The organism is Dehalobacter sp. MCB1 (assembly GCF_003590275.1).
Lineage (GTDB): Bacteria > Bacillota > Desulfitobacteriia > Desulfitobacteriales > Syntrophobotulaceae > Dehalobacter.
The window spans coordinates 1-23,389 of record NZ_LXPC01000008.1 but is presented as its reverse complement, the minus strand read 5'-3'; the positions used below and the strand labels follow the sequence as shown (position 1 = coordinate 23,389).

Below are 23,389 nucleotides of genomic sequence, written 5' to 3'. Positions count from 1 at the left end.
TACTAGAAAATACTTATATTCTATGATACACAAACAAAGCAGGCCTAACACCTGCTTTGCTCTATATACGCATGGTTCAATATCTAATCATTGTACGCTTAATCCGTAAGGTATCTTTGTGTTAACGTCGTTTCATCGCAGATTACTTCGCATAATCTACTGCGCGGGTCTCCCGCATTACGACAACTTTGATCTGTCCGGGGTATTCCAGTTCTTCTTCAATTCTCTTTGCAATATCATGTGCAAACCTTGGTGCAAGTGCATCATCAATCTTGTCCGGATTCACAATAATGCGAATCTCTCTGCCGGCCTGAATTGCGTAGGATTTTTCAACGCCTTCAAAGGTTTCGGCAATTTCCTCAAGCTTCTGCAGCCTTTTAATGTAGGACTCCAAAGTCTCGCGTCTGGCGCCAGGTCTGGCAGCCGATACCGCATCTGCAGCGGCAACAAGCACTGCAACAATCGTCTTAGGTTCAGTGTCACCGTGATGGGCCTCAATCGCGTGAATAATATCCCATGATTCTTTGTACTTTTTGCAGAGATCAACACCAATCTCAACATGCGTGCCTTCGGTATCATGGTCAACGGCTTTACCAATGTCATGCAGAAGTCCGGCGCGTTTTGCGGTCTGGACATCAACGCCCAGTTCGGAAGCCATTAGCCCGGCCAGATGAGATACCTCGATAGCGTGTTTTAAAACATTTTGTCCATAACTGGTTCTGAAACGCAGTCGGCCAAGCAATTTAATCAGTTCGGAATGTATGCCGTGAACCCCAGTTTCGAAGGTAGCTTGTTCTCCTTCTTCCCTGATTTTTTGGTCAACTTCCTTCTGCGCCTTTTCAACCATTTCTTCAATTCTAGCCGGATGAATACGTCCGTCCAAAATCAGTTTTTCCAGAGCGACTCTGGCGACTTCTCTTCTAATCGGATCAAATCCTGATAAAATAACAGCCTCAGGCGTATCGTCAATAATCAAATCAATACCCGTTAAAGTCTCAAGAGCTCTGATGTTTCGGCCCTCTCGGCCAATGATACGGCCTTTCATTTCATCGTTCGGTAGAGCAACCACTGAAACTGTGCTTTCAGCAACATGGTCTGCAGCACAACGATGAATAGCCAAAGAAATAATATCTTTAGCGCGTTTTTCGGCTTCTTCTTTTGTCCGGGTCTCATATTCCTTAATCATGATTGCCGATTCGTAACGTACTTCTTCCTCGACACTTTTTAACAACAATTGTTTGGCTTCTTCAGGAGTCAGACCGGAAAGCCTTTCCAGCTCAGCTACCTGTTTAATCAGGAGATCATTTAAATCAAGTTTTTGTTTTTCAACTTCTGATTCTTTGCGATGTAAATTTTCTTCCTTACGCTCTAAAACTTCAATTTTTCTTTCAAGGGTCTCTTCCTTTTGGAGATTGCGTCTTTCCAGACGCTGGATTTCGTTACGTCTTTCTCTGGTCTCTTTTTCAATATCATTGCGAAGCTGCATAACCTCTTCTTTAGCTGCAACAACTTTTTCTCTTTTTTTAGCTTCAGCCTCTGCCTCAGCATTTTTTAAAAGCCTTTTTGCTTCTATTTCAGCAGATCCAATCATTTTTTCCGCAGATGATTTGCGGATAAACCAGCCGATCAGACTGCCAATCGCCAATCCGGCGAGTACAATAACAACTGCAATTAAGCCTGATATTTCCAAAGCTTCACCTCCTTAAATAATAGTATTAAATATTTCGTAAAATAACAAAAAAACTGGTCAGACCAGTTCCGTAAAATCTATAACCCTCATTCAATTATGTTTCCCTTAAATATAGCTACACCGATACCCGGTGCAGCTGAAATGTTCAGTTTAATATAAGAGAAAACCTTGAAAGGTTAAAAATTTACTAGAAACAGATCCATTTGATAATAGTTTAATGAAATGTGCAAATAATGTCAAGTTGGTGAGATAATAAAGTATACTAAATACTTAAAGATTATCAAAAATAATAATCTCTTCAAGTACTTTTTTGACGATATCCAATTGATAACCTTTCGCTAAGAGCTTGTCCCCGACCTTTTTCCTTAAATATAACTCTTTTGGATGGATATTTCTGTTTTGATCGTTTAGGGATTTTTTCTGGTATTTCCTATACTCCTGCTCAAACATTTTACGGCCAAGCAGCAGGCAATTTTGAACCTCCTGCTGCTCGGGATAGTATTCATCCATGACGAGAGAGATCATCCGATTGTCCAGACCGGCTTTTTGCAGTTCAATACATATTCTGATCCGAGAAAACCTTGTTTCCTTACTTTTAACATATGACAAGGCATATTGCCGATCATCAATATACTTCCATTCTTCTAGTTTTCGAAGAGCCTCAGCATTTTCCTCTGCTGAATAACCTTTAGCCTCCAATTTGCCAGCAAGCTGCCTGGCAGACAGCTGCCTGCGGCTTAAGAAATCCAGCGCAGCACCTAGCACACTTTTCTTCGGCGAGGCCTGATTTCTATTCATCATTCATGCTGTCATCCTTAGCACCGTTGGACCTGTCTTTCGAGACCAGAACCAGATCACGCACTTTTCTCTCGATCTCTGCAGCAATATCAGGATGCTGACGCAAAAAGTCCTTTACATTCTCTCTTCCCTGTCCAAGCCTTTCGCCATTGTAGGAATACCAGGCGCCCGATTTCATAAGAATACCTGTTTCCGATCCCATATCGACAATACTGCCTTCCCTGGATATCCCTTCGCCATAAACCAGGTCAAAATCAGCAAAGTTAAACGGCGGTGCAACCTTGTTTTTGACGACCTTTACGCGGGTACGATTGCCGATGATTTCCTGCCCCTGCTTGATGACATCCTGCTTTTTGACTTCCAGCCGGACTGAAGCATAAAATTTCAGTGCCCGTCCTCCGGTCGTCGTCTCAGGGTTGCCGAACATTACGCCAACTTTCTCCCTGATCTGATTAATAAAGATGACACAGGTACGGCTTTTACTGATTGCCCCGGTAAGCTTGCGCAATGCCTGGGACATCAGACGGGCATGCAGCCCCATGTGGGAATCGCCCATCTCCCCTTCGATTTCAGCCCGTGGCACAAGTGCCGCCACCGAGTCAATTACGACGACATCAACCGCGCCGCTACGGACAAGGGCTTCACAGATTTCCAGTGCTTGCTCACCGGTGTCTGGCTGGGAAACCAGCAGATCGTCGACATTCACACCCAGCGCACGGGCATATACCGGGTCAAGGGCATGCTCCGCATCAATAAAAGCTGCAACGCCACCTGTTTTTTGTGCCTCAGCAATAATATGCAGCGTTACGGTGGTTTTCCCCGAAGACTCCGGTCCATAAACCTCTATTACCCGGCCCCTGGGAACTCCGCCAACGCCCAAAGCCAAATCCAGGGCCAATGAACCTGTTGAAATCGTCTCAACAGCCATTCTGTCCGAAGCTTCGCCGAGTTTCATAATCGCTCCCTTGCCAAACTGCTTTTCAATTTGGCTCAGTGCAATATCCAATGCTTTCAGTTTATCTGGAGTAGCCATCTTTTCGTGCCTCCTCATGATTATACAAAACATATGTTCGGTTTCTATTATACTTTTTCTGACTGTCTATTGTCAATCCGTTTAAAAGTAAAATTTTTACATAGGATTGGTCATCTCTCGTTTGACAAGAACTTACTGCATGTATTTCCTAAGTAAATACAGCCGCAGCATATTCAAGGCGGTTTCTACAATCATATTTCTGACGGATTCCCTGCTCCCGACAAACTGGTTTTTAGTGATCTCGATACCTTCCGGATGAGCCAGGGCGATATAGACCAGACCGACGGGTTTGTCCGCAGTTCCGCCTCCAGGTCCCGCAACTCCGGTCGTCGCAATCCCAAGATCTGCACCGAGGGCCTTTCTTGCCCCTCCGGCCATTTCCCCGGCTACAAGTTCACTGACTGCGCCTTCCTGCAGCAGGCTGCTGCTTTTCACCCCGAGCAAAATTTCTTTGGCTGAATTCGCATAACTTACAACGCCGCCAAGATAATACGCCGAACTTCCGGCTTCGGCGGTGATTCTTCCGCCCAGAAGACCACCGGTGCAGGATTCGGCCGTTGCCAGCGTCAGATTGTTTTCCAGAAGCAGTTTTCCAACAATACCCGCCTGGGTATCCGTTCCGGCTCCGAATACCCTGTCCCCAAAAATGCTGCGGATCTCTGCTTCTGTCTGATCCAGGAGCTGGACAGCTTGACTGATATCCCCGCTTCGGACCGTAAGCCTGACATCCATGTAGGTATGCCTGTCCAGCAAAGTGAGAGACGGAGATTTACGCTGCATCAGAACGGTTAGTTCCCGTTCCAGTTCCGGTTCCCCGAGTCCAAATATTTTTAGAATACGTACCTGCATCCGTCTTGAATCTCGAAGGATAATCTGCTCCAGTTTGGGCAGCAAATACTTTTGGAACATAACCTCCATTTCGGGAGGCGGTCCGGGAAGGATCGCGCAAAACTGGTCATTTTTGCAGATAAGCGTCCCCTGCGCAGTTCCTTTATCGTTCGGCAGCAGGATCGAACCTTCTGGAAAATAAGCCTGTTTTTCCGTACTTGGCGGCATCCGGTCATTGATATAAAACTGCGTCAGGGACTGCATGCTTTCCGGATCATAGCTCATTTTCAGACCTAAGACTTCAGCGGCAATTTCTTTGGATAGGTCATCTGCCGTCGGTCCAAGCCCTCCGCTGACAAGCACAAGCCTGGAACGCTGCAGCGCATTCTTTAGTGTCTCGGTCAGCCGTTCTTTGTTGTCCCCTACCGTCGTATGGTAGCGTACTTCTATCCCGAGATCCGAAAGCTGTCCCGTAAGATAATGGGCACTCGTATTCAGCGTTTTTCCGAGCAGTAATTCTGTTCCCGTGGAAATAATTTCGGCCTTCATTATTTTTCACACTCCCTCAGTCATTATCTCACCGTGGGAGAATCTTATCCCCGAACTTTGTTACCTAGTCAATTCATGGCTCAAATAATTCCATTCAAGCCTGATTACCCCATATTAGGTCTGGGTGCCACAAGTTCCAGCGTCAAGCGGAGCATGGATGCGGAGCGCGGCTGTTAGACGGCCACGGATGGCTAATGTCGCGATGCCATGGATGGCTCTTTTTATTTGGAACGCACAAACAGCTGTTTTGATTTTATGATATAATCCACGCCGGAAATGATGGTTATCATCAGCGCAAGATAGATCATAGGCTGGGCAATATATATGTTAAGGATTGATAATGGCCAATCTCTCAAAATCAACAGTGCTATGGCAATGATCTGAGTGACCGTCTTCAGTTTTCCAAGCTTGCTGGCACTGATCACTACGCCTTCGGCAGCAGCAATCGCTCTTAACCCTGTGACCGCAAACTCTCGGGCCAAGATAATCCAGACAATCCAGGCCGAAACGAGATTTAACTCGACCAGGGCAATCAGCGCGGCTGAAACCAGAAGCTTGTCGGCAAGCGGATCCAGAAATTTACCGAGATTGGTCACTTGTTTCAGCTTGCGTGCGAAATAACCGTCCAAACCGTCTGTCGCAGACGCCAGGATAAATATCCCCGCGGCTACAAAGTCCTGATAAGGAAAATAAGCGGTGCCGTCAGGCATTTTTACCAATAAAAAGGCCATAAACAAAGGTATCATGGCAATTCGAATCAGAGTCAGCGTGTTAGGTAGATTCACTCGAGCTCCTCCCCTCCCATATCATAGCTGTCCGCTTCTGTAATTCTGGTCTGTATGATTTCACCAACCAAATGTTTCTTCTGAACCTTGAGGTAAATCTGACCGTCAATCTCCGGGGCATCCCCTTCGCTCCGTCCGACCCATTCATCAGGGGCAGTCTGTTCTTCGAGAATGACCCGGATGATTTGTCCGACCCTTTGCTGCTGGATCTGATCCGCGATTTCCGTTTGGGCTGCCATGACAGCATTTTTGCGAGCTTCCCGAACCTCAGGCGGTACCTGGTTCGCCATGTTCGCAGCAGGCGTATTTTCCTCCTGGGAATAAGCAAAAACCCCAATACGGTCTAATTTCATTTTATTGACAAATGACAATAAATGCTGAAACTGTTCTTCGGTTTCCCCAGGGAATCCGGTAATGAACGTCGAACGGATAAAAATACCCGGTACAGCCTCGCGGAGCTTTCCGATCAGCGTTTCTGCTTCTTCGGCTGTATTTCTGCGGTTCATTTTCGAAAGTATGGCGTTATCGGCATGCTGAAGAGGCAAATCAATATAATTGCATATCTTGGGTTCCGTCCCAATCAGGTCAATCAGTTCATCTGATACTGCCTCAGGGTAACAATACATCAGCCGAATCCATTGTATACCGTCTATTTCCACTAGTTCCCGCAGAAGATTCGGCAGCCGGTAAGCGTGATAAAGATCAATGCCGTAACGGGTTGTATCCTGGGCTACCAGCGCAATTTCCTTCACACCTTCACCGGCGAGCTTCCTTACTTCTTGTACGATTGACTCCATTGTCCTGCTACGGTAGCTGCCTTTGATCTGCGGAATGACACAATAGCTGCAGCGGTTATCACAGCCTTCGGCTATTTTGACATATGCAAAAAAAGAAGGGCTGAAACGGACCCTCGGCATCTCATTGTTATAAAGATAGTCCTGCTTCTCTTTTTTCCTGTATACTCTCTCGCCGCCGGAGCTTTCCAGGACCTCGGGGATTTTATCCAGATCCCCGTCCCCGAGCACACCATCAAGCTCTGGAAGCTCTTTAAACAGCTCTTCACCATAACGCTGAGCCAGACATCCCACAGCATAGACCTTTTTCTGAGCACCGCTATTTTTCAAATTGATCATTTCACAAAGGGTGTCAATCGATTCTGCTTTGGCATCTTCAATAAAACCACAGGTATTCACGACAATCATATCGGCTTCAGACGGTTCGGTTGTAATCTCGAAGCCTTTCGCCAGCATGCCGGTTATTACTTCACTGTCAACCTGGTTCTTCGGGCACCCAAGGTTAATCACTGCAACTTTTTTTTTCAATTTTCAACCCTCTGAAATCGTTTTTTATCACTTTAGTATATATCAGGTTCCGACCTGCTGTCAAAACGAATGCTTTCCCTTTACCTTCCCTGACGGCTTCCCCGGAGACATCCTTTTGACTTTCCCTGTCGCCTTGCCTGACGCCTCTGTGCGGCTTCCCTGGTGCTTTTCTTTTTGATTTTCTTTGAGATTTCTTTTCTTATTCCCCAGGCTTCTTTGTTGTCTTTCTTTTTCCATCTTTTCGTTTTTTACGGTTCCCCGGGATTTTCCGCTGTCCTCTGCAATCTTTTTTTTATGTTCCTTATTTATTCGTCCCTTGGATAAAAGGTCTTTATTTACTTTCTCTTTATTCAGCTTGCTTTTAACAGAATTTTTCTGTTTATTTTGTTTATAACCAGAATCTTGTTCCTTGTTTTGATCGGAATAGGCGGTTTTGCCTCTGGGCCTGATCAGACATTTGGGGCCGAACCCTATCAAATCCGTCCTATCGGCTTCAACAAGGGCAGCGTGGACCAGGGCATATTTCTTGGGTTCTCTGAACTGCAGCAACGCTCTCTGCATTGCTTTCTCCGTTTTGCTTTTTGGAACATAAACCTTCTGCATGGTCAGCGGATCGAGCCCTGTATAAAACATTGCCGTAGACAGCGTTCCCGGAGTCGGATAAAAATCCTGGACCTGTTCCGGCTGATAATGAATGTCACGCAAGTATTCCGCCAGTTCTACGGCTGCTTCCAGCGTACTCCCGGGGTGGCTGGACATAAAGTAAGGAACTATAAACTGCTTCTTGCCAAGACGCTCGTTAATCTTAAAGAATTTTTCCCTGAACTGTTCAAAGGTTTTCCCGGCCGGTTTACGCATATCGTGCAGGACCTTGGGCGAGATATGCTCCGGAGCCACCTTTAGTTGACCACTGACATGGTGTTCGAGCAGTTCTTTAAGAAAATGTTCGCTTTTATCCGCCATGATATAGTCATAGCGAATCCCCGAGCGCACAAATACTTTTTTGACTTTGGGCAGTTTTCTGAGTTTCCGTAAAATCCCCAGGTATTCCTGATGGTCGATATGCAGGCTTTTGCATGGTGAGGGATGCAGGCATTGTTTTTCCTTACATGCGCCGGTTTTCAATTGTTTCAGACAGGCCGGCCGACGAAAATTTGCTGTCGGTCCGCCAACGTCATGAATATATCCTTTAAAGTCTTCCAAATTGGTGATTTCCACAGCTTCGTGCAGGATCGATTCCTCGCTCCTGCTCTGAACGATTCTTCCCTGATGAAAGGTAAGCGAGCAGAAAGCACAGCTTCCAAAACATCCCCGGGAGCTAACAATACTGAATTTAACTTCCTCCAGCGCAGGTATTCCCCCATCTCTTTCATACATTGGATGTGCGTCTTTCAGATAAGAAAGGCCATAGACTTTATCCAGTTCTGCCTGAGACAAAGGCATTTCCGGTTTATTCTGTACCAGATATTTTATGCCGTGCTGCTGGACAATGGTTTTTCCTCTGACCGGGTCCTGCTCCTGATATTGGACCTTGAAAGCCTCCGCATACTTTGTTTTGTCTTCTGCCGTCTTTTTGAAGGAAGGTATCTCGATATAACCGCTGCTTACCCCTTCCAGAGAATCCGCTATATAGCAGGTTCCGGGGATATGGCGGATATATTTCACTTCCAAGCCGTCATTCAGATACGCGGCAATCTCCACAATCTGCTTTTCCGCCATGCCATAGACCAACAAGTCCGCACTACTGTCAATTAGAATTGATTTTCTAACGGTATCGCTCCAATAGTCATAATGGGCAAATCTCCGCAAACTGGCTTCTACACCGCCAATGATGATCGGAACGTTTTTATAGGCTTCCCGAATTTTATTGCAATAGACAATCGTCGCCCGGTCCGGCCGTAAACCCATTTTGCAGCCGGGTGAATAGGAGTCTTTTTCACGTATTTTTTTATTGACTGAATAATGGTTGACCATAGAATCCATATTGCCCGCCGAGACCAAAAATCCGAGTCTGGGACGCCCAAGCCTCTGAAATTCTTCAGTCTTATTCCAATCTGGCTGAGGAATGATTCCAACCTTGTATCCTGCGTCTTCAAGGACCCTGGAAATGATGGCCAGGCCAAAACTGGGATGATCGACATAGGCATCCCCGCTGACCAAAACGAAGTCCACCTGGTCCCATCCCCGGCTTTCCATATCTTCTCTGTTCACTGGCAGATAATTTACAGACACTTGATTTTGCTCCTAACTATATCAACATTAGCTTACTGCCTTCTATCCTTCATTTAATCCATTGGATTCTAATCTTTGCAGCCGTATTTATTTTAAATCGATTTAACCTGATCCGCAAATATAGGAAGAGGGTATCCTACTCTTCCGGCATACCCTCTTCACAATCTTATCTTATCAGCTTGGTGTAAACTAACTTCCCGCAAGCTCTTTCACTTTATTTTCATCGATGATGTAGTTTTGAAGGACATCACCAGTCTTCCCGAGTGGCGGGACGGTATGTCCGTTCACTTTGAGTGACAATCCACCGGCGTTGCCGATCGATGTAAACTCAATTTGGTTGTCAGCCTGCAAGGTTTGAGTTGTTCCTGCAGGGATCGTTCCGCTTAAAGCCTGCTTGCCGTCCACATTGACTACGACCCAGCAATCAGCAGTAAACGTAAGCTCAGCAACAATACCCTCGTATTGTTCAGCTTGCTGCTGAGACGGCTGCCCGGCATTTTGTTCCTGCCCTGCAGTATTCGTATTCTGCCCCGTACTGGAATCGGCAGTATTTTGATCGCTCACCTTCGGTGCAGTCGGCAAAGGAATGGGTGTATAATGGGAAGTACCGGATTTGTTGCCTAAATTTGATACAAAGATAATCCCGACGACAATGATCACAGCCAGGATGGCCATTCCTGCAAGGACGATCGGTCTGAACCATACCTGATTGCTTGGAATCGGACTTAAGGGTGGCTGAATTTCGGACTCAGCTTCTTTGACCAAAGAAGCATTATAGCCATCTATAATTTCCTGTGGATTAATGCCAAGATGTTTGGCATACGTCCGTAAAAAGCCTCTGGTATAAGTGGTTCCGGGTAGTATGCCGTAGTTCTCATTTTCCAGAGCTTCCAGATACCTTACCCTAATCTTAATACTGTCTTCAACTTCCTGATAACTTAAACGTTTTTCTTCTCTGGCCTTCCTAAGAACGGCCCCTTCACCAGCCATTTCTACACCACCCTATTAATATTTAATTTTATTTTAAATTAATTACTGTCAAGCAAACCGTTCATTCAAAAATTGTTTCAGTGTTTTCAGCGATAATAACATAGATTCCTGAGAAACACATAAGTCGTAGCCCTCAGATTCCTGATTGGGATAGCCATATAGCTGGTCATAGTATTCCATAATAAGATACCGGGCAAAGTCCTCGTAAGCTTGTTTCTGCAGAAAATCATAAAGCTGATCAATTTTCTTTCGTCCCAGTCTTTTCGTTAGTCTGTCCAGAGCCGTTTTAAGTTCTTCAGTCATTCCCGGGTTATCCGTATACTCGAGCATCAGCCGTTTGGCTCTGTTGTCCAGCGAATCGTAAACAAGAACGGAAATTCCCTGCTGCATGGCTTTGAAAACTGCGTCAGGGAGTGTGATTTTGCCGATCCGCCGGCTTTCGCATTCCATCACCAAATACAGATCGTGATTATAGCGATGGATTTCCTCGTAAAGCAAGGACTCAAACGTTTTTTGGGTAGGCTGAGCACCAAGACCGATGCAGCCAAAAACTGAACCACGGTTATTGGATAGCCCCTCAAGATCAATGACCGGATAACCCTCTTCCTTGAGTTTTTTCAGCAACTCTGTTTTTCCAGTTCCGGTATTCCCTTTCAGGACGATAACCTGATGATGAAATCCAGTCTCAAAAAATGAAACAATCGAATGCCTGTAGGCCTTGTATCCGCCAATCAGTCGAAATACCGGCAACCCCATCAGGTCAAGTACTGCCGCCAAAGACTTGCTTCTCATACCTCCGCGCCAGCAAAATAGCAGAATGGGTCTTTTTTCGGCAGCTTCCTCAACTTGTTTATATAAATCCGGCAGTTTTCGGCTAACAATCTCTAACCCGATATCTCTGGCTTTTTGGGGAGACTCTTTCGTATATATCGTTCCAATGACGGCTCTCTCTTCATTATTGAAGATCGGTATGTTTACCGCTCCGGGAATCGTTCCTTCCTCAAATTCGTTTTCTGACCTCACATCTATATATAATGCATCTGATAGCTCAGAACATTCATCGATGGAAATTTCACGCAGCATATTCTTCCCCAATCTTTTTTATTCTACAGTATTTTAACTAATCCTTCCTGAAATTAACCAAAAAGCGCAAATAGTTGGTAATTATGACTAAGAATTTAAGTTTTTCCCGAATTTTTGTTCAAATTGGCCCTTGGTCAACAAAACTTCCCTGGGTTTCGAGCCTTCATGTTGGCCGACAACCCCTTTTTCTTCAAGCATATCAACGATTCTGGCCGCCCTGGAATAGCCAATCTTTAGTCTGCGCTGAAGCAGGGACACGGATGCCGTATTGCTCTCCATAAAGATGTTCGCAGCCTTGTAGAAAAGCTCATCTTCCGGCTCCTCAGAATTTCCGGAACTCAAGCTCACTTCCGGAATTTCAAAATACTCCGGCTTGGCCTGTTCCAGCAGATAATCGACAATATTTTTAACTTCCTTGTCTGACAGGAAACAGCCTTGGACCCGGATCGGCTTGCTGATCCCAATTGGATGATAGAGCATGTCCCCGCGGCCGAGTAGTTTTTCTGCACCGCCCATGTCCAGAATGGTTCTGGAATCGATCTGGGAAGAAACCGCAAAAGCGATCCTGGAAGGAATATTGGCTTTGATCAGACCGGTGATGACATCAACCGAGGGTCTTTGCGTCGCAACAATCAGATGAATACCTGCTGCCCTGGCCATCTGGGCCAGCCGGCAGATAGACTCCTCGACCTCTCCCGGAGCAACCATCATCAGATCGGCTAACTCGTCGATGATGACGACAACATACGGCAGCGGCTTCGATTCAGTATCCTTTTTTTCACTTACAAGGAAGTTATACCTGACGATATCACGAACTCCGGAAGCTGCAAAAAGTTCATATCTTGTCTCCATTTCGGTAACAATCCACTTCAAAGCTCCGGCAGCCCTCTGGGGCTCTGTTACCACAGGAGAGATCAAATGTGGGATTCCATTGTAATTGGCCAGTTCAACAACTTTGGGATCAATCAGCAACAGTTTTACTTCATCCGGTTTTGCTTTATAAACGATACTTCCGATAATCGTATTGATGCAAACCGATTTTCCTGCTCCGGTCGCTCCGGCAATCAGTAGGTGCGGCATTCTCGTCAGATCACCGATAATCGGCGTGCCAGTGATATCTTTGCCGAGCGCCAAACTAAGCTTGCTTGGTGAGTCCTGAAAATCTTCCGTTTCCAGCACTTCCCGGAAATGAACAATGGCAATCTCCTTATTCGGGACCTCTATCCCAACTGCAGACTTTCCCGGGATCGGCGCTTCCATCCGCACATCGGAGGCTGCCAGGCTCAGTGCAATATCATCTGAAAGGCTGGTAATTTTACTGACTTTGACACCGGGCGCAGGCTGCACCTCGTAGCGGGTAATCGTCGGCCCCTGTGTGACTCTGGTAACTTTGACCCTGACCCCAAAACTGGCTAGCGTATCTTCCAGCAGACGGACATTATCGGCAATATCCTTGCCGCTTTTTTGGCCTTTTTTCATTGATTTATGAACAAGATTCAAAGGCGGCAGCCTGTAATGTTCATTCTTCTCGGTCTGTCTGGAAATAGGCGTCCCGGTAAGCTTGCCCGGCGGTGCCGCTGTGGTTTCCCTGCCTCCTGCATAATCTCCTATATTTCCAGCCTTTCTTTCAGCTAAATCATCCATCCTTGTGTTGATCAGGTAATGATCCGTTTCCGGCTGCGGAACCAGCTTGCTTTTTTTATTCCGTTCTTCTCCACGATTCCGTTCTTCCCCAAAAATTTCGATCACCGGGTTACCCTGCTTTGAATCGAAATAATCATCCGGGGTTAAGGACTTTACAGGCTCACCTTTCTTTGCTGCGGCAAACATGCTGTTCCGGTCATCCTCTTTGCGCTCCTGTCTTTCTTGGCGTCCGTCCGCCAGTACCTGCAGAAAATCCCTGATGTGGCGGTCGACCATCTGTGCAAAATTGGCTGTGAGAGACAACAGGTCTTTGACCGTCCCGACCATAGAGCGGTTCATTGCCAGGATAGCCCCGATTAAAGCTAATACTGCCAGAATCACATAACCACCTGTCACGCCGACCAGCATGACCAGCATAATACTGATCACCGCGCCAAGAAGGCCACCTCCTAATCCTGCTTTGCCAAGCTCAAGCAGCCCTGCAGTATCATACGCAGCAGATGACCCGAGATGCAGGAATCCTTCCGCTACAAGCCATAACAAAATCACACCGGTTGTTCTGGACTTCATACTTTTCCGGTTGTTGCTCATCAGACTGATCCCAATGACTCCGAGAATGATAAAAATTCCGACACTTCCATCGCCTGCCGCAATCCTGAGTGCTTTGACAATATGCGTGACAATAGCACCCTTGCTGTTGGAATAGAGCATGACAAACCCCAGACAGGCCAAACCCATCACCAGGATTCCAATAATTTCATTTCGAATCGTATCATGAACGGACTGTCTTTTTTTACGTGACCCCCGTCGGTTCTTTTTTGTCGCCTTCGTCGCCAATGTTTCTAACCCCCAGCTTTTCATTACAACAGTAATATTTCCACAATTCTAAGCCAATTCCTTTAATTACTCAACATATAAGGCCTTTGAATGATTCCTTGTTGATTCCTCGATAATCATTCTTACCTATATATGATGGTTATATGATGGTATATATAATGTAAAGCATTTATCACCCAAAAACAAGAAATTCTCAGGACAATCAACCCTTATTTGATAAGATTCTTAAAAAGCACAGGATATTAATAAGTCTTTAGTCCTATCACATCGTGACTTACGGTGAATTGTTTCGATTGTCAAACTGTTGTAAATTTGTAATACGAACCAGAATACCAAAAAACGAAAATATATTATTAAAGGGAGAGATTATCATGATGTTATACCTTGTTCAGTTCCTTCAAAGATTCCAGAAAGACGAAAAGGGTCAAGCACTTACAGAGTACGGTCTTATAATCGCCTTAATTGCACTCGTTGTAATTGGTGCAGTCGTGGTTATCGGCACAAACTTGAATGAGATTATGACTACAATTGGAGGAGACCTCGACATTACTCCAACTCCCTAAAATCAAGAGTCTTCGTTGGTTTTACCTCGAAAGCCCTACTGTCAGGGAACAGTAGGGCTTTTTTAAACTAAAGAAGGATAACTTTTATTTTGCGTTTTAACAGTTTTTGCATTGTAATTTGTCTCTTCACTGCTTAGTGGTATCAGAATTGGTTTAACGAAAGTAAACCTGCATTGAGAGGGTGTATAAAATGCTAAAAAAATTAATAAAATCCTCCAATGGCCAGTCTCTTGTCGAATTTGCGCTGGTCCTGCCCATCTTTCTGCTCTTAGTCTTTGGCGTGGTTGAGTTTGGGCGGCTTGGCTATTCCTATGTCACCCTAAACAACGCCGTTAGAAGCGGCGCCAGGACAGCAAGCCTGAGCGGGCTGGACAGCACTATCCAGGCTTCAGTAGCTGATTCCGCCCCTTTGTTAGACCGCAACCTACTGACCATTCAGATCACCCCAATTGAGTCCAGCAGACATTCCGGCTCAAATGTTACGGTATCTGCCTCTTATCCTGTATCTCTTACGACTCCGGTATTAAATCGTATTCTTCCGAATCCGGTTGTGATCCATGCGAGCCTGTCCATGCGCATTGAATAGGAGTGCATTCGCTATGAAGAATCATCCACTCAAAAATGAAAAAGGCAGTATTGCCGTTCTTACGGCAGTACTTTTAGTCGTTCTTCTGGGCTTTGGTGCCCTATGTACAGATATGGCAGTTCTCTACGTAGAAAAAGCAAGGTTGCAGAATGCGGTAGATGCAGCAGCGTTAGCAGGCGCTCAAAAATTACCGAACAGTCCGCAGGACGCTTATCTAACTGCTGCAGAATATGCTGACAATAATGATGTCTCCCTTCCCTCAATTTCGATATCCAATCATAACCGGGAAATTGAGGTATCTGCTTCTGAAGAACATTCCATGTTTTTGGCCAAAGCACTAGGTATTACCAAAGGAAAAGTCAGTGCACGTTCCAAGGCAGGTGTTTACCCTGTCCGCAGTATCGCCGGAGCCGCTCCTTTAAGTGTTACGATGCAGGACTTTGTCTATGGCCAGGAATATACACTGAAAAATGCCCCTCCGGAAGGTGAAACCGGCTGGTATGGTCCTGTCAGGTTGGATGGATCAGGTGCCAGCACCTACGAAGATGCACTCGCCTACGGAAATAATACCCCGCTATCTGTCGGCCAGACCCTGCAGATAGAAACCGGTAATATGAGCGGTCCGACACGAAAAGGTCTTGATACCCGGCTTGCTTCCGATACGCGTGTCCCTGGGAATACTTTTACTGATCATGACAGTAATGCTCCCGAGATTGTCTTTATTCCAATCGTAGAAGTCCTCACTCGATCAGGTGAATCCATCCAGGAAGTTAAAATTTTGGGATTTGCTGCTTTTTTCATTGAAAATGTAACTCACAATGGCAATGACTGTTTTATCACCGGGCGTTTTTTAAAGACCTGTTCCACGCTCGGCAAAGAAACAAGTTCAATTATTGATGACGGAAATAACCCCGTACAGGATTACGGTTTATATTCTATAAAATTGCTAATGAATTGAGGGATAAATGGTGAAAAGAAAATTCTATGTTTTTATGGCGATTATCTCAGGATTGATTTTTAGCCTGGCTGTCTTTTTCTACCTGAACTATGGTTCGGGAGCATCAAGTCAAGAATTAAAACCGCTGGTTGTTGCAGCAGCAGATATTTCCTCGCGAAGTATCCTGAAGGCTGATCAACTCCAAATCAAACAAGTTCCGCTCTCAGGCTATCCTCAGGGAGGGGCCTCTACCGTGAAAGAATTAACAGGTCGGGTGCTCCTGGTTGACGTCAGTCAGGGTGATGTACTGCTGAGTCCAATGCTTGGAGATCCGTACCAAAAAACCGGCAGCAGTTCAGGTGCCTCAGCCGACAGCTTTTCACTGACTGTTCCTTCGGGCAAAAGAGCCGTTGCTATTCCTGTCGATTTGGTAGGCAGTGTCAGCTATAAGGTAAAGGCCGGTGACCATGTGGATGTCCTGATTACCATGGATATTAAGGACAGTCAGGGAAATCAAAGAACAATTACTTCTTTGGCTGCCCAGGATGTTTTGGTCTTAAATACGGGTGAAACCATTCTCAAAGAAGGAGAAACTGCCGAAAATCCCGGTTCCTATATTTTGGCGCTGAGTGTTTCCCAGTCTATGTCCATAACACTGGGCGGTGAAAAAGGCTCCATCCGCTTACTGCTGAGAAACCCTGCCAATAAAGAAACTTACACCGAAGCACCCATCGATCCCAATGTCTATACAAACGCAAATTACTTCAATCATTATAAATAAAAGATAAATAAAAAAGGAGGTATAGCACATGCAAGGTATACGGATTCTCATTGTTGATGATATCAGAAATACCCGCGAAAACATTCGCCGAATCCTTGCTCTTGATTCCGGCTTTGAAGTGGTCGGCGAAGCGGGCTGCGGTTCAGAAGCAATCCGTCTGGCAGAATTGTTGAAACCGGAAATTATTCTAATGGACATCAGCATGCCCGACATTGACGGGATAAAAACAACAGAACTGCTTTCTTTCCGCGTCCCAAATACCTCCATTATTATGATGTCTGTTGAGAACGACCCCGACCATATGACCAAAGCCATGATGGCCGGAGCCAAAGCTTATATCGTCAAACCGTTTACCGGCAAAGAACTTACCAGTACAATCCTGAACGTGTATCACAAGGAAAGCCGCAAAAGAGAAATGATCAATTCCCCTCTGTCCCCCGATCCCGCTGTAAAAACATCCGACACTGCAGCAAAAGTAATCAGTATTTTCAGCGCCAAGGGAGGGGTAGGCAAAACGACGACCGCTGTGAACCTCGGTGTTGAATTGGCGAAGTCATCCAAAGTCCTCTTATTGGACTTGAGCCTGCAATTCGGGGACATCGCCTCCTTCTTAAATCTTGTTCCGAAAAGGACAATTACCGATCTGGTCCAGATCGGTTCAATCAAAGAAGAAGATATCCGGCTTCATACCCTTAGTCATTCTTCCGGACTGGATATCCTGGCGGCTACGAATCGCCCCGAATATGCAGAAAAAGTAACCACAGAACATATTGAGCAAATCCTGGAAGAAATTAAACCCCATTATGATTTTGTAATTCTTGACAATACCAGCCGTTTTGATGATATCAGCCTTGCCGGTTTAGAGGCCGCAGACGAGATCTGGGTTGTGGCCGGCATGGATATTCCGTCAATCAAAAATACCAAGCTGGCGCTGGAAATCATGCATACGCTTGATTATTCTCCAAAAATCAAGTTGATTCTAAATAAATTTGAAAAGAAAATCGGTATCAGCATGAAGGATATTGAAAGCAGCCTCGGCCTCAATGTAACCTATCTTATTCCTTATGAAGAACAGCTCACATCCGTGCTTAATAAAGGTGTACCGTTTGTTGATGCTTTAGCCCGTTCAGCTCCCGCTCTGGAAATTAAAAAGATGGTGAGTACGCTAGGTGTTAATTCGGAAATTACTAAAAAAGGTCAGGACAGCAAAGAAACCAGCCGTCTTTCCTTTTTAAGATTTGGAGGTTGATCGCATGTCGCTCCTTAGCCGTTTAGAACAGGAAAGAGGTAAAGAACGCGAAAGAACCGGATCAGAGAAACAAAGCCTGATTGAAATCAGACAAGCCTTTACCGCTTCTCCTTCCTCTCAGCCCGCTGATCCCTGGAGGGAACTCAAAAGCATTATCCATAAGGAAACCATCAAAAATATTCAACTCAATGATGTTGATCCGCAAGAAGTCGAGCCGATCGTTCAAAAAGTCATAGACCATTATGTTGAAACAAATGGTGCCCTTCTGCCCCGGAATGAAAGACAAAGAATCGTGCAGGAAGTGGTTGATGAAATCCTCGGTTTTGGTCCCATTTCCCCACTGTTAAATGACGACAGCATTTCAGAGATTATGGTCAACGGGCCGAGTCAGGTCTACGTAGAGCGTCATGGCATTGTCGAACTATCCAATGTAACTTTTAATGATGACCAGCATGTTCAGCATATTATTGAAAAAATCGTCGCGCCGATTGGCCGAAGAATTGATGAAAGTCAGCCAATGGTAGACGCCCGCCTGCCGGACGGTTCTAGGGTAAACGCTATTATTCCGCCTCTGGCGCTTAAAGGTCCTACCATTACAATTCGGAAATTTTCACGTGACCCCTACCGTGTCGAAGACCTGATTAATTTTGGCACGCTAACCCGTGATATGGCGCTTGTCCTCGAAGCCTGTGTTAAAGCCAGACTGAATATTGTTGTCTCTGGTGGTACCGGCTCCGGTAAAACCACGACATTAAACGTTCTATCTTCCTTTATTCCAGATCATGAAAGGATTATTACCATCGAAGATGCCGCTGAACTGCAGCTTGATCAAAGCCACTTGGTAACGCTTGAAACCCGGCCTCCAAATATAGAGGGAAAAGGTGCCATCACCATTCGTGACTTGGTTAGAAACACGCTGCGTATGAGGCCTGACCGAATCATCGTCGGTGAAGTCCGCGGCGGAGAAGCCTTGGATATGCTGCAGGCCATGAATACCGGACACGATGGTTCCCTGACCACAGGTCATGCTAACACCCCGAGGGACATGCTCTCCCGTCTCGAAACCATGGTTTTAATGGCAGGCATGGATTTGCCGATCCGGGCCATCCGTGAGCAGATTTCCAGTGCGATTGACTTAGTTGTTCAGCAAAGCCGGCTCAGGGATGGTACCCGGAAAATTACCCATATCACTGAGGTTCTTGGTATGGAAGGAGACACCATTGTCACCCAAGATATCTACAAATTCGAGCAAAAAGGTGTTGATTCCAACGTCCACGTTCTCGGAGGCTTTAAGGCTACTGGTGTCCGCCCCCGCTTTATGGATACGCTGGCTGCCACAGGCCAAATCCTGCCGGACAATATTTTTGTTAGTTGATTAGCCATCCATGGCCGTCGGAGGTATTTATATGACAAAGGTCATCGTCGTGGCCTCGATTATGGGATTTATCCTGATATACTCGGTGATCATGGCCCTGAAACCAAAAAATGAAAGCGTCGAAGATAAAGTTAAGCGACTAGTGGCAGAAAAAGAAGATACCCCAGTTAAAGCCAAAAAGGCTGCTTCTTGGAAAGAGTATCTGACTTCCCTATCCAAATATACACCTCGGAAATGGGGCAAACAACTTGATAAAGATCTTTACAGCGGTGATATTGGGTTAACTGGCAGGGAATTCATCGTGATGCAAATCTTCTTGTTCATTCTTGCTTTCCTTATCGCCCTAATTCTTCTGCCTTTGAGTGCTGTTTTTATTATTCTGCCACTGTTAAGTTTGATCTTTCCCAGGCTGTATATTAGCAGTGCTAAAAATAAAAAAATTAAGAAATTCAATAACCAGCTGCCGGATATACTTCTAACCCTTGCCAATTCCTTAAAAGCCGGTTTTAGTTTATTTCAGGCCATGGAAATGGCCGCCCAAGAAATGCCAGACCCGCTCTCCTCCGAAATCAAAATGACTCTGAAAGAAATGGCCTATGGGGAATCTACCGAAAATGCTTTGCTAAATCTCTCGCAGCGGGTTGAAAGTAAAGACCTGGAATTAATGGTAACCGCCATCCTGATTCAACGGCAAATTGGTGGTAATCTAGCCGAAATTTTAATTAATATTCACGATACAATTCAGGAACGTTTACAGATTCAAGGCGAGATTAAAACACTTACTGCTCAAGGTAGATTATCCGGATATATTATTGGTGCTTTGCCTATCTTAATTGGCCTGGTTATCACGATGATGCAGCCATCATTTATGATGCCGCTGTTCCAGGATCCACTCGGAATTGTGTTATTATGCTGTGGAGCTGTTCTGGAAATCATCGGTTTTATCGCCATCAGAAAGATTGTTAATATTAAATTCTAGGGGAGATTATCATGGAGTCAATCTTGATTTTCAGCGGTTTTTGCCTTATTTTCTTCTTAGTCCTGGCGATTCTGTCCAGGAAACAGCCTTCTCTTTCCCAGAGCAGGATTATGCGTTCCCTTGGAAGATCTTCAGTGCCAGCAGAAAATGAAGAAAATCAAAAAGAAAAATCCAAAAAAGACAAAAACACAAAAGATAAAAACAAGCAAGAAAAATCTGAGAACAGTTTTTTTCGCAGATTGATCATTGCCTTCTCAAAAAACAGCAAAGAAACAGACCAGAAAGACACGGAATTAATTGCTGCCGGACTAAAGGGCTGGTCATCAGCTGAATGGAAAGCGCTTAGGTTGATCCTTGGCCTATGCTTTGCAATAGCAGCTGCTGCCTTAAGCTTTATGTTAAGCTTTCCAATCCTTACAAAAATTGAATTCCCATTATTTTGTTTTGTTATTGGAAATATCGCTCCCAATTTCTGGCTTAAATCAAAGATCAAACAACGTAAGGGTGAGATTCTTCGTACGCTTCCTGACATCCTCGATCTCGTTATGGTCAGTGTTGAAGCCGGACTTGGCTTTGATGCAGCCATGATGAAAGTCGTAGAAAAACAAAAAGGCATTCTTGCTGAAGAGTTCAACTTGGTTCTCCAGGAAATCAAAATCGGCAAACCGCGCCGGGAAGCTTTGAGAGATATGGCCAAAAAAAATGACGTAGAGGATTTAAGCAACGTCATTGCCTCATTGGTTCAAGCTGACCAGCTCGGTATCTCTATGGGAAATGTCCTTAGAAACCAGTCGGCGCAAATCCGTTTGAGAAGAAAACAACGCATACAAGAAGCTGCGCAAAAAGCCCCCGTTAAGATGATGGTTCCACTTGTTTTCTTTGTTTTTCCAAGCCTTTTCATCGTGATACTTGGTCCGGCAATCATTAATATCATGGATATTTTGGGTAATTGATTTACGAGGAAAACATCTTATGAAAGAGCTAACCGTTAAAAACCTAAGAACACAAAATTATCTTGGTACCGTTTTGCTGGCTGACACCTTTCTCACCAGATTGAGAGGTCTGCTCGGAACCAAGTTTTTGGATGATTTTCGTGGTATGCTAATTAAGCCTTGCAACCAGGTCCATATGATCGGGATGACCTATCCCCTTTCTGTCTGGTTTATCAGCAAGGATCTGCAAATTGTCAAAATCATTGATGATCTCTATCCGAGAAAGGTCTCACCATGCATCAAGGATGCCCTTTTTGTGATAGAGTTCCCGCGTAACTGGGCAGATTTCACTGGAAGCATGGAAGGCGACAAGCTGGAAATATATTTTTGATATTTTCTTCAAGCAACAAGCTCACGATGCCGTTATAAAATCATAAGAGTATATGTACTTCCCTATGATTATTTGGAACAGAGTATTTCTCTATAAATAGAGTAACGCCTACCAATTATCTACGAAAGCGGGTAATTGCAGTTGTCAGAATTTCTGACTGTATTCTTAAATTATCTACAAGGGTTTCAACCTGATCGACAATTTCCGCTTGTTGCTTTGTAGCAATAGCAAGCTCCATTGCACTTTCTGAAGTTTTTTCTGCAATCTCGGCTACTTCGCGGGACTGATGTGCGCTTTTATCAATACCCTCCATTTGACGATCGACAAGTTTTGATATTTGTTCAACGCTACGTGCTACTTCAAGAATTGTTTTAGTCATTTTTTCTATTACTTCATTCGTCCTGAATCCTTTCTGTGCTTCCATATCTGCATTCTGAACTTGTATCGTAATCTGATTCACAACATTTATCACTTCAGACTGAATGTTCGTAATAAGACTTGAAATCCCTTGCATAGCATTTGCGCTTTCATCAGCTAGTTTTCGTACTTCTTCGGCCACAACTGCAAATCCCTTGCCATGTTGTCCTGCTCGAGCAGCTTCAATGGAAGCATTCAATGCAAGTAAGTTTGTTTGTTCCCCAATATCACCTACTAACTGGATGATCTGACCGACTTTCTTGGCATTCTCTTCGAGACTTTTAACAATTTCAAGCGATTGCTGGTTCCCTTTGGCTAGATTATTGATTCCATCTATTAAAGAATGAATTACTTCTTTACTTTCGGTTAGTTCCATTAGCATTTCTGCAGAGATTTTTTCAGAAGACTTGGCATAGTTTTGTACTTCTTTGGCAATATGGGCGACTTTTTCAACGGATTCTGCTGTTGATTGAATCGCAATCGAGGAAGTTTCTGCACCTGCAGATATTTCTGTGATGGTATGTACAATAGCATCGGCTTGGTGAGAAGCAGCTGATGACACTTTTGAAATTTCAAACATATTCTCATTAGTCTTCGCACAATTCGTTTCAATACTCTGGACAATTTCCCTAAGATTATAAAGCATATTGTTAAAAGCTATTCCTAACGAACGAATCTCATCATCAGTGTTTGATAATTCAACATCACAACCGATATCCCCTTCAGATGCCTGATTTGCAGCTTTTTCTAACTTCTGCAAAGGTTTAATGATAAAACTTGCCATAAAAAAGGAAAGTAAACCCGACCAGAAAACCCCTAGTACTAAAGTAGCAATCGTAAATATAACCTCATTGATATTCGGAACAAAATTGGGCCGAACAAAATAGATAAAGAATGCACTTGTAGAATAAGTAACAATTGCCAAAATAATAACAAATAAGGAAATCTTCTTTCTAATACTAAATCGATGGTTTTTTGATTCTCTCATTAATCCGCGCTCCTCTTAGCAAAAATCTTTGTCACCAAAACTGGAAAATCTAGCTGCGTATATTGTTATTTTGCAGCAATTCAATGAGCAGACAATAGTATTTTTTTCTATCAATTACATTATAATGTAAATATTACTTTTTTTGAAGTAATATTTTGAATTAATGTAAAGAGAATGTAAAACGTAATGTAAAAAGACTACATCAAATGATGTAGTCTTTTTACATTACCTGGCAACGTGCTATTTTTCCTTACAGTATCGTCGCCCCAGGAGGTCTTAACTTCCGTGTTCGGGATGGGAACGGGTGGTACCCCTCCGGTATAGTCACCAGATCTTTTCGAGGTTCGAAGTTCGAAGTCCGAGGTTCGATCTTGTTGAAATCGGCTTACCGATTCCTTCT

The 23,389-nt window shown here is 44.6% G+C and carries 20 protein-coding genes and 1 rRNA gene; 9 read left to right on the top strand and 12 right to left on the bottom strand.

The window, feature by feature from the left end; all coding sequences use genetic code 11:
• Positions 1-142: 142 nt before the first annotated feature.
• The 10 genes from rny to A7K50_RS04350 all read right to left on the bottom strand — a co-directional run bounded on the left by rny (position 143) and on the right by A7K50_RS04350 (position 13,815).
• Positions 143-1,690: a ribonuclease Y gene (gene rny, locus A7K50_RS04395; protein WP_119774780.1), complete on the bottom strand. Its 1,548-nt coding sequence runs from the start codon at positions 1,688-1,690 to the stop codon at positions 143-145.
• Positions 1,691-1,960: 270 nt separating this feature from the next.
• On the bottom strand, positions 1,961-2,491 hold the full coding sequence (locus A7K50_RS04390) for a RecX family transcriptional regulator (protein ID WP_119774779.1): 531 nt from the start codon (positions 2,489-2,491) through the stop codon (positions 1,961-1,963).
• The gene (gene recA, locus A7K50_RS04385) at positions 2,481-3,521 is read right to left on the bottom strand and encodes a recombinase RecA (protein ID WP_020491750.1); all 1,041 of its coding nucleotides are present in this window, start codon (positions 3,519-3,521) and stop codon (positions 2,481-2,483) included. The genes A7K50_RS04390 and recA overlap by 11 nt, the downstream gene beginning before the upstream one ends.
• 132 nt (positions 3,522-3,653) lie before the next feature.
• Entirely contained in the window at positions 3,654-4,898 is a 1,245-nt protein-coding gene (locus A7K50_RS04380; protein ID WP_119774778.1) for a competence/damage-inducible protein A, read from the bottom strand.
• A 221-nt stretch (positions 4,899-5,119) separates the two neighbouring features.
• Positions 5,120-5,683, bottom strand: a complete 564-nt coding sequence (pgsA, locus tag A7K50_RS04375; RefSeq protein ID WP_020493179.1) for a CDP-diacylglycerol--glycerol-3-phosphate 3-phosphatidyltransferase — start codon at positions 5,681-5,683, stop codon at positions 5,120-5,122.
• A complete protein-coding gene (gene rimO / locus A7K50_RS04370; protein ID WP_119774777.1) occupies positions 5,680-7,005 on the bottom strand; it encodes a 30S ribosomal protein S12 methylthiotransferase RimO in 1,326 nt (441 codons plus the stop codon). Before rimO ends, pgsA begins: the two co-directional genes overlap by 4 nt.
• Before the next feature lie 60 nt (positions 7,006-7,065).
• Positions 7,066-9,237 carry a YgiQ family radical SAM protein gene (locus tag A7K50_RS04365; protein WP_119774776.1) on the bottom strand — a complete coding sequence of 724 codons (2,172 nt, stop codon included), beginning with the start codon at positions 9,235-9,237 and terminating at the stop codon, positions 7,066-7,068.
• A 189-nt stretch (positions 9,238-9,426) separates the two neighbouring features.
• A complete protein-coding gene (locus A7K50_RS04360) occupies positions 9,427-10,227 on the bottom strand; it encodes a RodZ domain-containing protein (RefSeq protein ID WP_119774775.1) in 801 nt (266 codons plus the stop codon).
• 48 nt (positions 10,228-10,275) lie between these two features.
• Positions 10,276-11,310, bottom strand: coding sequence for a tRNA 2-selenouridine(34) synthase MnmH (mnmH, locus tag A7K50_RS04355; RefSeq protein ID WP_119774774.1), 1,035 nt, complete (start codon positions 11,308-11,310; stop codon positions 10,276-10,278).
• Between the two features lie 87 nt (positions 11,311-11,397).
• Complete coding sequence (locus tag A7K50_RS04350) at positions 11,398-13,815, bottom strand: DNA translocase FtsK (protein ID WP_119774773.1); 2,418 nt, start codon at positions 13,813-13,815, stop codon at positions 11,398-11,400.
• Positions 13,816-14,162: 347 nt separating this feature from the next.
• On the opposite strand from A7K50_RS04350, the gene A7K50_RS04345 reads away from it, so the two are divergent.
• The 9 genes from A7K50_RS04345 (at position 14,163) to A7K50_RS04305 (ending at position 21,584) form a co-directional block, all read left to right on the top strand.
• On the top strand, positions 14,163-14,354 hold the full coding sequence (locus A7K50_RS04345) for a Flp family type IVb pilin (protein ID WP_243103639.1): 192 nt from the start codon (positions 14,163-14,165) through the stop codon (positions 14,352-14,354).
• 190 nt (positions 14,355-14,544) lie between these two features.
• Positions 14,545-14,940 (top strand): TadE/TadG family type IV pilus assembly protein, encoded by a 396-nt coding sequence (locus A7K50_RS04340; RefSeq protein WP_119774772.1) that lies wholly within the window; start codon positions 14,545-14,547, stop codon positions 14,938-14,940.
• A gap of 13 nt (positions 14,941-14,953) precedes the next feature.
• Positions 14,954-15,898 (top strand): pilus assembly protein TadG-related protein, encoded by a 945-nt coding sequence (locus A7K50_RS04335; protein WP_119774771.1) that lies wholly within the window; start codon positions 14,954-14,956, stop codon positions 15,896-15,898.
• A gap of 7 nt (positions 15,899-15,905) precedes the next feature.
• The gene (gene cpaB / locus A7K50_RS04330; RefSeq protein WP_243103638.1) at positions 15,906-16,658 is read left to right on the top strand and encodes a Flp pilus assembly protein CpaB; all 753 of its coding nucleotides are present in this window, start codon (positions 15,906-15,908) and stop codon (positions 16,656-16,658) included.
• Positions 16,659-16,686: 28 nt separating this feature from the next.
• Positions 16,687-17,907: a response regulator gene (locus tag A7K50_RS04325; protein ID WP_119774770.1), complete on the top strand. Its 1,221-nt coding sequence runs from the start codon at positions 16,687-16,689 to the stop codon at positions 17,905-17,907.
• 4 nt (positions 17,908-17,911) lie between these two features.
• The gene (locus tag A7K50_RS04320) at positions 17,912-19,282 is read left to right on the top strand and encodes a CpaF family protein (RefSeq protein ID WP_119774769.1); all 1,371 of its coding nucleotides are present in this window, start codon (positions 17,912-17,914) and stop codon (positions 19,280-19,282) included.
• 31 nt (positions 19,283-19,313) lie between these two features.
• Complete coding sequence (locus tag A7K50_RS04315) at positions 19,314-20,261, top strand: type II secretion system F family protein (protein WP_020493168.1); 948 nt, start codon at positions 19,314-19,316, stop codon at positions 20,259-20,261.
• Between the two features lie 11 nt (positions 20,262-20,272).
• Positions 20,273-21,214 carry a type II secretion system F family protein gene (locus A7K50_RS04310; RefSeq protein ID WP_020493167.1) on the top strand — a complete coding sequence of 314 codons (942 nt, stop codon included), beginning with the start codon at positions 20,273-20,275 and terminating at the stop codon, positions 21,212-21,214.
• Positions 21,215-21,233: 19 nt separating this feature from the next.
• The gene (locus A7K50_RS04305; RefSeq protein ID WP_119774768.1) at positions 21,234-21,584 is read left to right on the top strand and encodes a DUF192 domain-containing protein; all 351 of its coding nucleotides are present in this window, start codon (positions 21,234-21,236) and stop codon (positions 21,582-21,584) included.
• A 115-nt stretch (positions 21,585-21,699) separates the two neighbouring features.
• Here A7K50_RS04305 and A7K50_RS04300 read toward each other — a convergent pair whose 3' ends face one another.
• Both A7K50_RS04300 and rrf read right to left on the bottom strand, forming a co-directional pair.
• Positions 21,700-22,989, bottom strand: coding sequence for a HAMP domain-containing methyl-accepting chemotaxis protein (locus A7K50_RS04300; RefSeq protein ID WP_020493165.1), 1,290 nt, complete (start codon positions 22,987-22,989; stop codon positions 21,700-21,702).
• Positions 22,990-23,216: 227 nt separating this feature from the next.
• Positions 23,217-23,321 (bottom strand): 5S ribosomal RNA (gene rrf, locus A7K50_RS04295).
• Between the last annotated feature and the right edge of the window lie 68 nt (positions 23,322-23,389).

Excerpts from the sequence above, each read along its gene's own strand:
- A7K50_RS04335 (WP_119774771.1), top strand. The coding sequence starts at position 14,954 with ATGAAGAATCATCCACTCAAAAATGAAAAAGGCAGTATTGCCGTTCTT.
- A7K50_RS04350 (WP_119774773.1), bottom strand. The coding sequence starts at position 13,815 with ATGAAAAGCTGGGGGTTAGAAACATTGGCGACGAAGGCGACAAAAAAG.
- A7K50_RS04305 (WP_119774768.1), top strand. The coding sequence starts at position 21,234 with ATGAAAGAGCTAACCGTTAAAAACCTAAGAACACAAAATTATCTTGGT.
- mnmH (WP_119774774.1), bottom strand. The coding sequence starts at position 11,310 with ATGCTGCGTGAAATTTCCATCGATGAATGTTCTGAGCTATCAGATGCA.
- A7K50_RS04360 (WP_119774775.1), bottom strand. The coding sequence starts at position 10,227 with ATGGCTGGTGAAGGGGCCGTTCTTAGGAAGGCCAGAGAAGAAAAACGT.
- A7K50_RS04380 (WP_119774778.1), bottom strand. The coding sequence starts at position 4,898 with ATGAAGGCCGAAATTATTTCCACGGGAACAGAATTACTGCTCGGAAAA.
- A7K50_RS04345 (WP_243103639.1), top strand. The coding sequence starts at position 14,163 with ATGATGTTATACCTTGTTCAGTTCCTTCAAAGATTCCAGAAAGACGAA.
- A7K50_RS04315 (WP_020493168.1), top strand. The coding sequence starts at position 19,314 with ATGACAAAGGTCATCGTCGTGGCCTCGATTATGGGATTTATCCTGATA.
- A7K50_RS04300 (WP_020493165.1), bottom strand. The coding sequence starts at position 22,989 with ATGAGAGAATCAAAAAACCATCGATTTAGTATTAGAAAGAAGATTTCC.
- A7K50_RS04325 (WP_119774770.1), top strand. The coding sequence starts at position 16,687 with ATGCAAGGTATACGGATTCTCATTGTTGATGATATCAGAAATACCCGC.
- A7K50_RS04340 (WP_119774772.1), top strand. The coding sequence starts at position 14,545 with ATGCTAAAAAAATTAATAAAATCCTCCAATGGCCAGTCTCTTGTCGAA.
- cpaB (WP_243103638.1), top strand. The coding sequence starts at position 15,906 with ATGGTGAAAAGAAAATTCTATGTTTTTATGGCGATTATCTCAGGATTG.
- A7K50_RS04390 (WP_119774779.1), bottom strand. The coding sequence starts at position 2,491 with ATGATGAATAGAAATCAGGCCTCGCCGAAGAAAAGTGTGCTAGGTGCT.
- recA (WP_020491750.1), bottom strand. The coding sequence starts at position 3,521 with ATGGCTACTCCAGATAAACTGAAAGCATTGGATATTGCACTGAGCCAA.
- A7K50_RS04320 (WP_119774769.1), top strand. The coding sequence starts at position 17,912 with ATGTCGCTCCTTAGCCGTTTAGAACAGGAAAGAGGTAAAGAACGCGAA.
- A7K50_RS04310 (WP_020493167.1), top strand. The coding sequence starts at position 20,273 with ATGGAGTCAATCTTGATTTTCAGCGGTTTTTGCCTTATTTTCTTCTTA.